This is a genomic window from Pseudomonas sp. R43(2017) (genome assembly GCF_002112345.1).
Taxonomy (GTDB): domain Bacteria; phylum Pseudomonadota; class Gammaproteobacteria; order Pseudomonadales; family Pseudomonadaceae; genus Aquipseudomonas; species Aquipseudomonas kribbensis.
Window position 1 is genome coordinate 110686 of sequence record NZ_NEHJ01000003.1, and the last position, 14622, is coordinate 125307.

The following is a 14622-nucleotide window of genomic DNA, read 5'->3' on the forward strand; positions in this document are numbered from 1 at the left end:
GCTGCATGGCACAGGGATTTACGCCTGCGATCGAAATCTATGGCGCCAACAAGGACCTGCTGAACCAGCGGCTGATCAGTTGGGAACACATCGATGCTGCCGGGATGGAGTCCGATCAATTGACGCTGGTGCTCGACCTGGAAGGCCTTGAAGGCTTGCCGACCCTCGGCGGGAAAATTGGATTGCGGGTGGGCTATCTGGAATCCAGGCTGGTCGACAAAGGCCAGTTCAGGATCACTCGACTGACACCGACGCTGTTCCCGCTGCGCCTGACGCTGGTCGCGACCGCCGCGCCTTTCAGCGGCAAGGACGAAACCCGATTCAAGGAACGGCGCACGGCCAGTCATGGCCCCACGACGCTTGGCGGGCTGTTTCGCAAACTGGTCGAGCCGCACGGATTCTCGCCGCGCGTCGATCCAGAACTGGCGCTGATCAGGATCGCTCATGTCGACCAGTCGAACGAAACCGACATGGGTTTCATCACGCGACTGGCGAAAAAGTACGACGCGGTGGCCAAACCGTTCAACGACCTCTACGTGCTGGCGAAACGGGCGCAGCTCAAAACCCTGTCGGGTCAGGTGATTCCGAACGTCAGGCTGTCGGTGACCCACAACAATCGGCCGGGCGATCACGCTTTCATCAGCGCCACGCTGGAAGAGACCGCCCGCACCCAGAATCAGGGTTGCAAAGTCTGCTGTTGGGACACCAATGCCGGCAAGCAGGTGGAGGTGAAAACCGGCAAGGCGCCCTTCAAGATCGTTCGTCAGAAACAGGCCAGTGTGGAAGAAGCCAAAGCCATCGGCGAAGCCGAAGTGCGCAAGATGCTGCGCGAGAAATACACGCTGAAAGTTACTTGCCCGGGTGATCCGCTGCTGGTGGCCGAAGGTCTGCTGGTGCTCGATGACACTTGGCCCGACTTCATGCGCGGGCGCTGGTCGATCGAGAAGGTGACTGCCAGCGGCAAGCCCGAAGAAAGCTATCGCTGCTTGATCGAAGCAAACGGCCGGGATCCCGAAGCAAAAGCCAAAGACTGATCCTCCGGTCTCACCACCACACGCATCACTGTGGCCACTCACACATCCTGGAACGCTCCCCATGAAGATCACCCCGATCCTCACGCAGCTGCGTGCGCAATGCCCAAGCCTTGCCGGCCATATCGCGACAGGTGTCGACCTGGCGCTGCTGCAAGGCAACCCGAATCTGCCGACCCCGTCGGCTCATGTTTTACCCCTGGCCGACCTGGCCAGCGCCAGCACCGCACAGAACTCCGCCAGCCAGCCGATCCGCGACCGCTTCGAAATCATCCTGGCACTTGATGCCACGGACGCCACAAAAGCGCTGGATCTGTTGCACGACCTGCGCGCCGAACTGTGGCGTGCGCTGGTGGGTTTCAAACCCGGTTCCGACTACAGCGCCATCGTTTATGACGGCGGCGAAACGGTCTCGATCAACAGCAGCCGCGCGTTCTACCGGCTGCGCTTTTTTGCCGAGTTCCAGCTGGGCCGCAATCTGCCAAGTCAGCCTGCGGAGAGTTGGCACGAACGCGAACTGGACGGTTTGTCGTCCTTTACCGGGGTCACCGTGCGGGTCGATGCGATCGACCCGGCCGACCCCAACCTGAAACACCCGGGCCCTGACGGGCGCGTGGAAATGACTTTCTCTGGAGACGTAACCCCATGAGCAACCGCATCACCGTAGTGCCGGCCGCCGGCCGTGCCGTGCCGGACCCGGAAGCAGGCGACCTGCTGCCACTGGAAGGCCGTGAAGTGCTGGACAGCGCCTGGTGGCGCCGGCGTCTGGCCGACGGCGATATCACCCTCAAAACCGCAACAGCTAAACAAAAGGGAGCCAAATAATGGCGATCGGATTCAGCAACATTCCTGCGGACATTCGTGTACCGCTGTTCTATGCCGAAATGGACAACTCGGCCGCCAATAGCGCGTCCTCGTCCATGCGCCGCCTGATCGTGGCGCAGGTCAACGACAACATCGCCCCGAGCGAAGTCGGCAAACTGGTGCTGGTTTCCAGCGTGGCACTGGCCAAGAGCATTGGCGGCCAGGGCTCGATGCTGGCCTCGATGTACGAGACCTTCCGCAAGGCCGACCCGATCGGTGAGATCTGGTGCCTGCCGCTGCACAACGCCACCGGCGCCATCGCCAAAGGCGTGCTGACCCTGACCGGCACCGCGACTCAGGCTGGCATTCTCAACCTGTACGTCGGCGGCGTCCGCGTCCAGGCCACCGTGGTCAACGGTGCCACCGCTGCTCAGGCGGCCACCGCCCTGGCACAGAAAATCAACGCCACCGCCGATCTGCCGGTGAGCGCTGCGGCTGCCGAAGGCGTCGTCACTCTGAACGCCAAATGGACCGGCGAGAGCGGCAACGACATCAGCCTGCAATTCAATCGCCTGGGCAAGAGCAACGGCGAAGAAACCCCGGCCGGCCTGACCACTGCCGTCACTGCCATGACCGGCGGCGTCGGTGTACCGGATCAAGTGGCGGCCGTTGCAGCACTGGGTGACGAGCCGTTCGAATTCATCGCGCTGCCTTGGTCCGACCTGGCCACCCTTAACACCTGGCAAGCGGTGATGGACGACAGCACCGGTCGCTGGTCCTGGGCCAAGCAACTGTTCGGTCACGTCTACAGCGCCAAGCGCGGCACCGTCGGCACTCTGGTGGCGGCGGGTCAGGCGCGTAACGACCAGCACATGACCATTCAGGCGCTGGAGCCGGGCGTTCCGCAACCGGTGTGGGTACAAGCCGCTGCACTGGCTGCACGTACTTCGGTGTTCATCTCCGCCGATGCCAGCCGTCCGACCCAGAGCGGCAGCCTGCCAGGCGTAGATCCGGCTCCGGCCAGCGAGCGCTTCACCCTGACCGAGCGTCAGTCGCTGCTCAACTACGGCATCGCCACCGCTTACTACGAAGGCGGCTACGTGCGCATCCAGCGCTCGATCACCACCTACCAGAAAAACGCCTACGGCCAGGCTGACAACTCGTACCTGGACAGCGAAACCATGCACCAGTCGGCGTTCATCGTGCGTCGTCTGCAAAGCGTGATCACCAGCAAATACGGTCGCCACAAACTGGCCTCCGACGGCACCCGCTTCGGCGCCGGTCAGCCGATCGTCACCCCGGCGACCATTCGCGGTGAGCTGATTGCCCAGTACGCCAAGCTCGAACTGGAAGGCCACGTGGAAAACGCCGAGCTGTTCGCCGAGCACCTGATCGTCGAGCGCGACGTGCAGGACCCGAGCCGCGTGAACGTGCTGTTCCCGCCGGATTACATCAACGGTCTGCGCGTGTTCGCACTGCTCAACCAGTTCCGTCTGCAGTACGACGACGTCGCCTGATCGGCCCGTTTGAATCTGTGAATCCAGCCCACCTTGCGTGGGCTTTTTATTTGAAGGGAGTAACACCATGGGTCAACTGATTGCAGGCACCTGCTACGTCAAGGTCGACGGTGCACAACTGACCATCAATGGCGGCTGCGAAGCCCCGCTGATGGCCGTCAAACGCGAAACCGTCGTGCCGGGTTTCTACAAGGAAACCGACATCGCGCCATCGTTCAAGGTGACCGCGCTGCACACCGCCGACTTCCCGCTGAAGAAGCTGATCGAAGGCACCGACATCACCGTCACCTGCGAATTCAGCAACGGCAAAGTCTACGTACTGGCCGGTGCCTACCTGGTCGAAGAGCCAGTCTCCAAGGGCGATGACGCCACCATCGAACTGAAATTCGAAGGCATCAAGGGGACCTGGCAATGAGCGGCGCCGTGAAGCTTCAAGTTGCGATCGAAGCTCACGGCGAGCCCCTGACCGAACTCGTCCTGCGCCGTCCGACGGTGCAGGAAGTGCGAGCGATCAAGGCGCTGCCGTACAAGATCGACAAGAGCGAAGAAGTCAGCCTCGACATGGACGTGGCGGCCAAATACATCGCCGTGTGCGCCGGCATTCCGCCGTCGTCGGTCAACCAGCTGGACCTGGCTGACCTCAACGCGCTGAGCTGGGCCGTTGCGAGTTTTTTCATGAGTGCGGCGTCGGAGCCATCACCGACCTGATTTCGGTCGCCTATGACCTGGCCTGGTTCTGGAAGGTTGACCCCGAACAGATGATGGCCAGGCCACTGGATGTGCTTCGCGAATCGCTGGAGCACGCGCAACGGATCAATGCGATGCAGCAGGTGCAGTGATGGCTAATACACAATTGAGCCTGATCCCGCAGAACTTCCCCGTCACGGTCAACATGCTCGTGGTGCTCAAGGGCGCCGAGAAAATGGAGGCCGAGATGAAGGGGCTGCGCGGCAAGGTCGCAGCATTCAAAAAAAGCATGGAAGACAGCGGCCTCGAGCCGCTGGACGTCGCCGGTTTCATCGCCGAAGGTGGCCTGCTCAAGCCGTTCCAGGACGGCATCAAAAAGGCCATCGAAGCGCAGGATGCACTGGCGAAAAAAGTCCGGGCGAACAAGGGGCTGAAAGTCCCCAAGGTCGTTCAGGGCGAAACCTCCGCCAACCTCAAGAAATTCAACGAGGCGCTGGACAAGATTTCGCTGAATATCGGTCAGGCGCTGCTGCCGGCCGTCAACGGCATCGTCACGGCGTTGACACCCGTGATTACCTCGGTTGGCCAGTTCGTCGCGAACAACCCGTACCTCGTCGAGGGACTGGCGGCAGCGGCGGTGGCGTTCACGGTGGTGACGGTCGGGGCGATGGGGCTGGTCGCGGTGTTGGGGATCCTGACGTCACCGATCGGCCTGATTGCTGCGGCCATTGCGGCGGCGGTGGCGCTGATCGTGATTGGCGCGCGGCTGATTACCGACAATTGGGCGTCGATCAGCGGATTCTTCAGCGAGACCTGGCAGTCGGTCAGCGATGCAACCCATCGCGGTATCGACAAGGTTCAGAAAGGCTGGGACGAAATGGCAACGGGTGCGAAGCTGAAATTCGACTCGATGCAAGCCTCGGCCAAACAAAAGTGGGAAGAAATGAAGGCTGACGCCGTTGCCGGTGCCAGTCGTCTTGCAGAGGGCGCGTCTGCACGCCTGGATGCCTTCGGGGCGAAGATGGGCGAGCTGTGGGATTCCGCTGGCGCTGTCATCAAGGATTACTGGAACGACGCAGTCGCCGGTAGCGTTGCCGGTCTGGAAGCGCTGAAGGCCAATCTGTACACCTCGCCCAAGGCGAAACTGGCCGAGGTCTGGGGTGCGACTCAAACGGTATTCGGTGAGTTCTGGGACAGCGCGGCAGCAAAAGCCGCGACTGGCATGGAAGCGCTGAAAGCCAATCTGTACACCTCGCCGAAGGCGAAACTGGCTGAGGTCTGGGGTTCGACTCAAACGGTGTTCAGCGAATTCTGGGACAGCGCGGCAGCAAAAGCCGCGACTGGCATGGAAGCGCTGAAAGCCAATCTGTACACCTCGCCGAAGGCGAAACTGGCCGAAGTCTGGGACTCCACGCAAACAGTGTTCAGCGGATTCTGGAACCGTGCAGCCACCAGCGCGACCGCCGGTTGGGCCATGCTCAAGGCAACGTTCGATGGCTCGCTGGCAGAGAGATTTTCCGGCGTGTGGGGTTCGGCTCTGGGGATGTTTACCGGTGTGCTGGACAACCTGAAAGCCACCGCTTCAGCCGGGTGGGAGCAACTGAAGTCAACGTTCTCCTGGTCGCCGTTTGCCCTGATTCAAAGCAACTGGCAACCGCTGGGCGAGGTCTTTTCCGCGCTCTGGGATGTGTTGCGGGCGAGTGCGCTGACGCTGAAAAGCGAGTTCCAGAACCTGTTCAACTTCTCGCCGATGGAATCGGCGATAGCGCAGTGGGATGGTTTGAAGGGTTACTTTTCCGGTTTGTGGGCATCGTTGACCACGGATGCACTATCGGTTGCGAACGCCTTCGGCACATTGTTCAGTCAGTCGCCGATGGAGTCGATCAAGCAAGCCTGGGAGCCGATTCTCGGCTGGTTCAGCGAACTGTGGGCAAAACTGCAGAGTGTCGTCGCACCGATCCGGGAATTGCTCAATGGCAATCTTTCCGGCGTTGTGGCGACGATCACCGGGCAATCCCCGGCGGCCGCTTCCGGCTCGTCAGCAATGGCCAGTCCGTTGCCGCAATCCTCCAGCGCCCTGATCCAGCAAAGCGCCGCCAACAACCGCACGCAACTCGAAGGCGGCCTGACGGTGCGCTTCGAAAACGCGCCGGCGGGGCTGCGCACCGATCAACCGCAAACCAATCAACCGGGGCTGGCGCTCAGTTCGCGCATCGGCTATCGCTCGCTATCGGCAGGAGGTTCCAATGAACTGGCGTGACCGTTTGTTGCCGGCATCCTTTCGCGGTGTCGGCTTCTGGATCGACCAGGCGAAAACCCCGGTCGGTCGCAAGGGGCAGTTGCATGAGTATCCGCAACGGGATCTGCCGTTTTTCGAGGATCTCGGCCAGCAGGCCAAGACCCACGACCTGACGGCGTTCATCATCGGTGCCGATTGCCTGGAGCAGCGCGACAAGCTGCTCCAGGCGCTGGAGCAGGGCAGCGGCGAACTGGTGCATCCGTGGCTGGGCCGCTTGCAGGTCAAGGTCGGCGAGTGCGACATGACCCACACCCGCCAGGACGGCGGGATGGTGACCTTCTCCTTGAAGTTCTACCCGGACCGGCCGCTGCCGTTTCCGACGGCGACGGTCAGCACGCAGAAAGTCCTGCTGATCAAGGCCGACGGTTTGCTCGGGTCGGCGGTGGCGCGCTTCGAACAGGCGATGACCCTGATCAAGGCGGCGCGGATCGGCATCGCCAATCTGCGCAACAGCCTCACCGGCGTGTATGACATGATCAAGGAGCAGCTCAAGCCGCTGATCGCGCAGTACAAGCAGATCACCGAACTGGTCAGGGCCGTCAAGGAACTGCCCAAGGAAGTGGCTGCGGAGTTCAAGGGCTTGCTCGGCGATATCAAAGAGCTGAAGGCATTCGCGAAGGAGGGTTACCGTGGCGTGATTGCCGACGTGTCCCAACAGATCGAAGCCATCCGCAAGGCCGACGCCCCGAAAATCACCACCGGCAAGGACACCACCGCTGCGGCGCAGGCCCTGGCCAATCTGGTGCAGGACACCCTGATCGTCAAAGCGGCGCAATGGGTAGCCTCGATGCCGGTGGCCTCGACGCCGGTGAAACTGTCGTCGACGCCTTCGCTGGATCAGCAGTCGAAACAGCCGGTCAGCCGTCAGGAAGTGCCGGTCACCGATGACCTGCAAGCGTTGCAAAAAGAGCTGATCGAAGCGCTGCAAAAGGCCCAGGACAAGGCCGATCCCGCGCACTACCAGGCCATCGCCGATGTGAAGGAAGCGCTGATCGCGCACCTCAAGGCTGTGGCTTCGTCCGGTGTGCGGCTGGTGAGCAAAACCTTCCAGGAAACCTTTCCGGCGCTGGTCGTGGCCTACAAGCAGTTTGGCGATGCCACTCGGGTGACCGAGGTCATTCAGCGCAACGGTCTGTTTCATCCGAGCTTCTCACCCAACGAAGTCAAGGTTTCCAGGGAGTGAGTCATGAACGAGACTGACAACCGCGTGACGCTGACCGTCAACAGCATGGAATACGGCGGTTGGAAAAGCGTGGAAATCACCGCGGACCTGGAGCGCCAGTTCCGCACCTTCAAACTCGATATCACCTGGCAATGGCCGGGGCAGACCGTGGATCAGCGGATCAAGGCCGGCGACCCGTGCGAAGTGCGGATCGGCCAGGATCTGGTGCTCACCGGTTATGTGTTCAAGGCCCCGATCAATTATGACGGGCGGCAGATCAGCCTGAGCATCGAAGGCAGTTCCAAGACCCAGGATCTGGTGGATTGTGCGGCGCGAAACATCCCCGGCCAATGGCAGGATCAATCGCTGTTGAACATCGTCCAGGCCCTGGCCGGGGAATACTCGCAGTTTGTGGTCAACGAGATTCCCGAAACTGCACGTCTGAGCAAACACACGATCGTGCCGGGTGAAACGGTGTTTCAGTCGATCGATCGTCTGCTCTCGCTGTACCGGGTGTTTTCCACCGATGACGCCGAAGGCAGGCTGGTACTCGCCAAACCCGGCAGCGCTGGCCGCGCCAGTGACGCGCTGGAACTGGGCAAGAACATTCTCTCGGCCAATGCACCGATGGATTTCAGCCAGGTGTTTTCCGAATACCGGGTGATCGGCCAGCAGAAGGGCAACGACAAGAAGAGCGGGGCGGCGGCCAGCGAAGTGGAATCGACGGCGGCCGACCTGAGTTTCAAACGCCGGCGTACCACGATCATCAACGAAGGCTCGCAACTGACCTTCGAACTGGCCCAGCAACGGGCGCAATGGGAGAGCGCGACGCGCATGGGCCGGGCACTGACCACTACCTATCAGGTGCAGGGCTGGCGTCAGTCCAATGGCGATTTGTGGCGTCACAACACCTTGGTGCGGGTCAAGGATCCGGTGCTCGGGTTCGATGAAGACATGCTGATTTCCAAGGTGACGTATTCGCTGTCGGCGCAAGGTTCGGTGACCACCCTGCAAGTGGCGCCGCCGCATACCTTCGACGCGAACCCGACTCCCCCGAAAAAGACCTGAGCCCGACACCGCCCTCCAAGGAAAACCCTATGAGCCTACTGACACGCCTGCTGGCGCGCGGCACTGTCGTGCTCGCCAGTTCGGCCTCCAAGCTGCAATCGCTGCAAATGCGCCTCACCGCCGGTGAAGTGAACGACGACATGGAGCACTTCGAGCCCTACGGCTTTACCAGCCATCCGCTGGCCGGTGCCGAAGGCGTCGTCACCTTTCTCGGTGGCGACCGTTCCCACGCCATCGCGCTGGTGGTCGCCGACCGCCGTTATCGCCTGCAATCGCTGGCGGCCGGCGAAGTGGCGATCTACACCGACGAAGGCGACAGGATCCACTTCAAGCGCGGACGGATCATCGATATCGAAACCGCCACGCTCAACATCCGCGCCAGCACCGCGGTGAACTTCGACACACCGGTGATCAACCAGACCGGCAAGATCGTTTCCAAAGGTGATCAGCTGGCCGGCGGCATCAGCCAGATCAAGCACGTGCATGGCGGCGTGCAGGGCGGCAGCGGTCAGACCGGTGTGCCGGCGGGAGGTCAGTGATGCTCTTCAGTCAAAACCTCCACGCCGCGCTGACCCGCTCGGTGCTGATCAGCCTGTTCACTTGGCGCCGCGCCGCCGACGACGATGCCCTCGACGACGAGGAGCGTTACGGCTGGTGGGGCGACACCTTTCCCACCGTGGCCGACGACCGCATCGGCTCGCGGCTGTGGCTGCTGCGTCGGGTCAAGCTGACCCGGCAGACCCAGATGGACGCCGAGTTCTATGCCCGCGAAGCCTTGCAATGGCTGATCGACGACGGCCACTGCAGCGCCATCGACATCATCAGCGAACGCCTCGACGCCCAGCGCCTGAACCTGCGTACGGTCCTGACCCTGGCCGACGGCGAACGCCTGGACATCAACCCCGATAACAGTTGGCAGGTGATCTATGCCGTTTGAAACCCCTTCGCTGCCGGTGCTGATCAAGCGCACCCAAAGCGACCTGGCCGGCGATTCGCTGCGCCAGTCCGATGCGCAAGTCCTGGCCCGCACCGTCGGTGGTGCCGCTTACGGTCTGTATGGCTACCTTGACTGGATTGCCGAGCAGATCCTGCCCGACACCGCCGACGAATCGACCCTGGAACGCATCGCCGCGCTGCGCCTGAACCAGCCGCGCAAACCGGCGCAAGTCGCCACTGGCAGCGTCAGTTTTACCGCAACCGCGGGCGCGGTACTGGATGTTGATACGCTGCTGCAATCGAGCGATGGTCGTACCTACAAAGTCACCACCGCGCGCACCACAGTCAATGGCAACAACACCACCACCATCGCGGCGCTGGAGGCCGGCAGCTTCGGCAACGCCGACGCCGGACTGGCGTTGACTCCGGTGCAGCCGGTTACCGGCGTGGTCGGCAACAGTTTTGTCGTGCTGGCGCCGGGCCTCAGTGGCGGCGTGGCGCGGGAGAGTCTGGAGTCGCTGCGTTCGCGCGTGATTCGCTCCTATCGCGTTATCCCTCACGGCGGCTCGGCCAGTGACTACGAAACCTGGGCACTGGAAGTGCCTGGCGTAACTCGCGCCTGGTGCCGTGGTGGCCTGCTCGGGCCGGGCACGGTGACGGTGTTCATCATGCGTGATGAAGATCCGCAACCGGTGCCCAACGACGAGCAACTGGCGGAAGTCCAGGACTACATCGAACCGCTGCGACCGGTGACGGCGGAAGTGCATGTGCAGCGACCGATTCAAGTGCCGGTGGTGTACCGCTTCAAGAGCGTCAACCCGGACACCACCGCCGTGCGCGCCGCCGTCGAAGCGCAGTTGCGCGACCTGCACAACCGTGAAGCCGATCTCGGCGTGCCGTTGCTGATCAGCCATATCCGCGAAGCCATTAGCAGCGCCGGCGGTGAGTACGATCACACCTTGACCGCGCCGGCCGCTGACGTGCCTGCCGGTCAAAGCGAACTGCTCACCTTCGGAGGTTGCGTATGGGGGGCATAAGAACCGCTGCGCAATATCAGGCGCAGCTTCGCGCACTGCTGCCCAGCGGCCCGGCGTGGGACCCGGAGCGAGTGCCGGAACTCGATGAAGTGCTGCAAGGCGTTGCCGTCGAGCTGGCGCGCCTCGACGCCCGCGCCGCCGATCTGCTCAACGAGATGGACCCGGCCGGCGTCAGCGAACTGGTGCCGGACTGGGAGCAGGTGATGAACCTGCCCGATCCGTGCCTCGGCGCCACACCGCTGTTCGACGACCGCCGTCTCGCCGTGCGCCGCCGCTTGCTCGCAGTCGGCAGCCAGGCCGTCGGCTACTACCTGGAAATCGCCAAAAGCCAGGGTTACCCCAACGCCACCATCACCGAACTCGAAGCCCCGCGCATGGGCCGTTCGCGTTTCGGTGCGGCGCATTGGGGCACCTGGGAAGCGCAGTTCATGTGGACGCTCAACACCGGTGGACGGCTGCTGCTCGGCCGGCGTTTCGGCGCGAGTTACTGGGGCGAACGCTTCGGCGTGAATCCGGGCTCGGCGCTTGAATGCCTGATCCATCGGGCGGCGCCGGCGCATACCAAGGTGCACATCAACTATGACTAGGGAATAACGCAATGGATTATCCGAAGAGTGTGCCCAGCGCCGGTCTGGTGGATGGGAAATTTATCGATGAAAACCCGCTGACCGGGACACCGGGATCGTTGATCCCGGCGAACTGGGGCAACGGTGTCACGCAGGAAATTCTTAACGTGATCACGGCCGGGGACCTGACTCCGGACGAGAAGAAATACGATCAGTTGTTGCAGGCGATTCGCAGCGTTTCGAGCAAGGGCTGGACGCTGGATTCGGCACTGCCGATTGGCTCGTTGCCGTTGCCGACGATCGCCAGTGCAGAGGGTCGACTTTCCGTGACCGTCAGCGCGGCGGCTACCAGTGGCGGCAAGGTCACGGTTCCCCTCGGTGTGCCGGTCAGTCTGGGCCAGGAGGTTGTGGACGGTCAGTTGGGCAGGTCGCGTACTTTCACCACGCAAAGCTGGACCAGTGCAGATCTTTTACCTAACACGGGGTATTTTTTGCGTGCTCAGGTGATCGCCGGTGCACTGACGTTTTATGTGCAGCGAGGTACGCCGACTGACGCAGTGCCTGCCTCTCTCAAAGGCACCGCAGATGGGGTGGGGGGCGGCGGTTTTCCGTCTACCAGTCTGGATATGTGCGTTGCCTGGATTCTGACCGGAACCGTTGGAACCTTGCCTTCGGTTCTGACGATCTATAACCGGGCACGGCTCACCTGGAGCCAGACGGTCAATGGGACCGGCGTGATTTATCTGCCTCTGGATCCGCATGCACGAGCGGCACGACTGACGGTCGGCAATCCAACGCCGTCAGCCGCGTTGGTAACGAACATAGGGTTCTCGGAGGTCGGCTGGGTGGGGTCCAGTTACACCTTTCTTTCGCCTGGCACGCAGGCGATCTCGGGCAATCCGGCAGGATGGACTGGCAAATATCCAACCGTCATTACCACCAACAATGAGGTAGGGGATGTCACAGTATCGACATTGACTGCCAGCTTCGATCATTCGCAGCTCCGCTCGTTGTGGCAGACATTTCAGTCCCAGCATGGCCTTGGCTCCACGAGCGCATTGAAAGACGAGGCGTTGCATGGCATCGGCATCAAAAATCATCCTGTCACCGATTACACCTCGGGTATCGGGGTGAATTTCAGCAATGCCGTCAATGTTCATATTGTGTGGGAGTTGCTCCGATGAAAGTGATTCAGGACCTTCATCAGTTCGGTGACGAGTTGCGTACGCCACAACCTGCGCCCGACCACGAGTGGGACGGTCAACAGTGGGTGTCGAACCCTTTGAAACTGGCTGCACTCGAACAACAAGAGGCCGAAAGCCTTTGTTCCCGAGTCGATGCTGTCGCCGACAGTGCGCGCAGCGTGTTGGCAGGTGATCCGCTCAAGGCTTTGGAGTACGCCCAGGCAGCTATTGACGCTCAGGCCTATCAGGATGCCGGCTACCCGAAAAAGGACGTGCCGTTGTCCGTTGCTGCCTGGGTTGCCAAGGGCCGGTCGGCCAAACAGTCGGCCGAACAGATCCTCGACAAGGCTGCCCAGCTCAGCGAGAACCTGCTGACCCTGCGAACCGTGCGCCTGAAAGCCAAGACCCAGATCCGTGCGTACGCTAGCAAAAGCCAGATGGATCAGGCTCGCGCTGCCGCCGATGAGGCGCTGCAGGCCATTCGCGAACTGGTGGCGCCTCCAGCCCCGTAATCGCAGTCCGCCTTACTCAAGCCCACTTCATGTGGGCTTTTTATTTTCAGAAACAGAAATGTTTGCGCCGTTGCGAACGTCTTCGCGCCGCCACGTTTCATTTGTCATGACAGAGGAACGAACATCCCATGGATTATCCAAAAAGCGTCCCCAGCGTCGGCCTGGTCGACGGCCGCTTCGTCGATGAAAACCCGGTGGCAGGCACGCCGGGTTCTTTGATTCCGGCGGTGTGGGGCAACAGCGTTACACAAGAAATTCTCAACGTGATCACGGGCGCTGGAATGACGGCCAACGAGGCGGATACCGGCCAGTTGTTCAAAGCCATTCAATCGATCATCGGTGCCGCCAGCCCAATGCGTTCGGTGGTGACACGGCTTGCCGCTTCGAAGGCATTGAGTGATCAGGAACTCGGTCTGGTATTGATCGATGGCAGCCCCGGTGCCACGACGATCACCTTGCCCGGCGCCACTGTCGGGCTGGGTGTGCGTGACGTGATTGTTCGTCGTGTCGACAACGGCGGCAATCGAATGGTGGTGCAGGCATCCGGAACCGACCGGATCCGATTTCACACGCATTTGTCTGCGAGCGGTTACCCGTTTCTGGTGCTGATGGGCGGCGGTGACTGGTGGCATTTGCGCAGCGACGGCGCTGGCAGTTGGTGGCCAGTCGGTCGCTTCGACAACACCCCTCTTGGCCGGCCGTTTTTCGAGACGACCATGTCGCTCAGCCCCGGTGGTTACGGTGCGCTCAACGGCGCAGTCATGAAGCGTACCGAGTGGCCGTGGCTGTGGGATCACGCCCAGCTCTCCGGAATGCTGGGCACTGAAGCGGCGCGTGCAGGCAACGAAGGTAAATGGACCTCGGGCGACGGCGCGGCGACCTTCCGTGGCCCGGAAGGGCGAGGCGAGTTTCTGCGAGTGCTGGACGAGGGCCGGGGCGTGGATGCGGCACGTGCCATGGGTTCCTTTCAGGTGGGCTCGACGCATTCGTATGCAATGGGTGCCAATGGTGCCGGTGCGGTGGGTGCGTGGTGGTCGGACAGCCTGACCAGTTTTGGCGCCGATACCCGTGAAGAGCCGCAGTACGTGTCCGGACTGGTCAATGGTGGCCCGACCTTCCCCGTCAACACGTCTTACCAGCGCGATACCGCCAACGCGCTGCTGTTCGCTTTCAAATCCCGCCCGCGCAACATCGCCTATCCCGGCCGTATCAAACTCATCTGAGGTACCTATGTTCAATTATCTGTTTGATGGCTCGGGCGCCTTGTCCGGACCTGTCGAGTTTTTCGTGACGCCAGGTATCGGTATTCAACTGCCCAGTAACGCGGTCCAGTTATCGTTCGAATTGCCTGAACTGGAAAGCGGTCACGCCTGGGCGTTGATCAATGGAGTACCGCGAGAGGTGATTGACCGACGTGGCCTGGTCTATCGCAAGGACGGTGGCGCGCAACAGATCTGGAATGAGTTGGGCGAGTTGCCGGACACCCTGACGGCGCAACCCTGGCCCGGAGAGTTCCATGTGTGGCGCGACAACGCCTGGCAACTGGATGAACAAGTCAGGTTGGCCAGCATCAGCCAGCAGGTTCTGGAGAAGCGCGACGCGCTGCTGCGCGACGCGGTCTTGCGCATTGCCCCCCTGCAATACGCCGAAGACATCGGTGATGCCAGCCACGAAGAGCAACTGCAACTGCTCGAATGGAAGCTCTACTGCGTGGAGCTGAACCGCATCGAAAAGCAGGCCGGTTTCCCGGAACAGATCACCTGGCCGGCAGTGCCCGGCGCAACCGTAACCATCTGACAGAAGCACAGGGAACAGTGCA

Annotated in this window: 17 protein-coding genes; all 17 read left to right on the forward strand. The window is 61.7% G+C overall.

What is annotated here, in order from left to right:
• Positions 1-5 precede the first annotated feature (5 nt).
• The 17 genes from CAG02_RS08910 (at position 6) to CAG02_RS08990 (ending at position 14600) form a co-directional block, all read left to right on the forward strand.
• On the forward strand, positions 6-1034 hold the full coding sequence (locus tag CAG02_RS08910) for a phage tail protein (RefSeq protein WP_085712875.1): 1029 nt from the start codon (positions 6-8) through the stop codon (positions 1032-1034).
• Between the two features lie 61 nt (positions 1035-1095).
• Positions 1096-1680 carry a hypothetical protein gene (locus tag CAG02_RS08915; RefSeq protein ID WP_085712876.1) on the forward strand — a complete coding sequence of 195 codons (585 nt, stop codon included), beginning with the start codon at positions 1096-1098 and terminating at the stop codon, positions 1678-1680.
• Positions 1677-1856, forward strand: coding sequence for a DUF2635 domain-containing protein (locus CAG02_RS08920; RefSeq protein ID WP_007954893.1), 180 nt, complete (start codon positions 1677-1679; stop codon positions 1854-1856). Before CAG02_RS08915 ends, CAG02_RS08920 begins: the two co-directional genes overlap by 4 nt.
• On the forward strand, positions 1856-3352 hold the full coding sequence (locus CAG02_RS08925) for a phage tail sheath subtilisin-like domain-containing protein (RefSeq protein WP_085712877.1): 1497 nt from the start codon (positions 1856-1858) through the stop codon (positions 3350-3352). The genes CAG02_RS08920 and CAG02_RS08925 overlap by 1 nt, the downstream gene beginning before the upstream one ends.
• 67 nt (positions 3353-3419) lie before the next feature.
• On the forward strand, positions 3420-3767 hold the full coding sequence (locus tag CAG02_RS08930; protein WP_007908779.1) for a phage tail tube protein: 348 nt from the start codon (positions 3420-3422) through the stop codon (positions 3765-3767).
• Entirely contained in the window at positions 3764-4060 is a 297-nt protein-coding gene (locus tag CAG02_RS08935) for a phage tail assembly protein (protein WP_003222226.1), read from the forward strand. The genes CAG02_RS08930 and CAG02_RS08935 overlap by 4 nt, the downstream gene beginning before the upstream one ends.
• A gap of 130 nt (positions 4061-4190) precedes the next feature.
• Entirely contained in the window at positions 4191-6299 is a 2109-nt protein-coding gene (locus CAG02_RS08940) for a hypothetical protein (RefSeq protein WP_085712878.1), read from the forward strand.
• Entirely contained in the window at positions 6286-7521 is a 1236-nt protein-coding gene (locus tag CAG02_RS08945; protein WP_085712879.1) for a DNA circularization protein, read from the forward strand. The genes CAG02_RS08940 and CAG02_RS08945 overlap by 14 nt, the downstream gene beginning before the upstream one ends.
• Positions 7522-7524: 3 nt before the next feature.
• Positions 7525-8568, forward strand: coding sequence for a phage baseplate assembly protein (locus tag CAG02_RS08950; protein ID WP_085712880.1), 1044 nt, complete (start codon positions 7525-7527; stop codon positions 8566-8568).
• Positions 8569-8597: 29 nt separating this feature from the next.
• Positions 8598-9107, forward strand: coding sequence for a phage baseplate assembly protein V (locus CAG02_RS08955; RefSeq protein WP_085712881.1), 510 nt, complete (start codon positions 8598-8600; stop codon positions 9105-9107).
• Positions 9107-9505, forward strand: coding sequence for a phage GP46 family protein (locus CAG02_RS08960; RefSeq protein ID WP_085712882.1), 399 nt, complete (start codon positions 9107-9109; stop codon positions 9503-9505). Before CAG02_RS08955 ends, CAG02_RS08960 begins: the two co-directional genes overlap by 1 nt.
• Positions 9495-10541 carry a baseplate J/gp47 family protein gene (locus CAG02_RS08965; protein WP_085712883.1) on the forward strand — a complete coding sequence of 349 codons (1047 nt, stop codon included), beginning with the start codon at positions 9495-9497 and terminating at the stop codon, positions 10539-10541. The genes CAG02_RS08960 and CAG02_RS08965 overlap by 11 nt, the downstream gene beginning before the upstream one ends.
• A complete protein-coding gene (locus tag CAG02_RS08970) occupies positions 10529-11128 on the forward strand; it encodes a YmfQ family protein (RefSeq protein WP_085712884.1) in 600 nt (199 codons plus the stop codon). Before CAG02_RS08965 ends, CAG02_RS08970 begins: the two co-directional genes overlap by 13 nt.
• A gap of 11 nt (positions 11129-11139) precedes the next feature.
• Positions 11140-12291 (forward strand): phage tail protein, encoded by a 1152-nt coding sequence (locus tag CAG02_RS08975; protein WP_085712885.1) that lies wholly within the window; start codon positions 11140-11142, stop codon positions 12289-12291.
• Positions 12288-12803 (forward strand): phage tail protein, encoded by a 516-nt coding sequence (locus CAG02_RS08980; protein ID WP_085712886.1) that lies wholly within the window; start codon positions 12288-12290, stop codon positions 12801-12803. Before CAG02_RS08975 ends, CAG02_RS08980 begins: the two co-directional genes overlap by 4 nt.
• 128 nt (positions 12804-12931) lie before the next feature.
• Positions 12932-14026, forward strand: coding sequence for a phage tail protein (locus CAG02_RS08985; protein ID WP_085712887.1), 1095 nt, complete (start codon positions 12932-12934; stop codon positions 14024-14026).
• 7 nt (positions 14027-14033) lie between these two features.
• Entirely contained in the window at positions 14034-14600 is a 567-nt protein-coding gene (locus CAG02_RS08990) for a tail fiber assembly protein (protein ID WP_085712888.1), read from the forward strand.
• Positions 14601-14622: the final 22 nt, after the last annotated feature.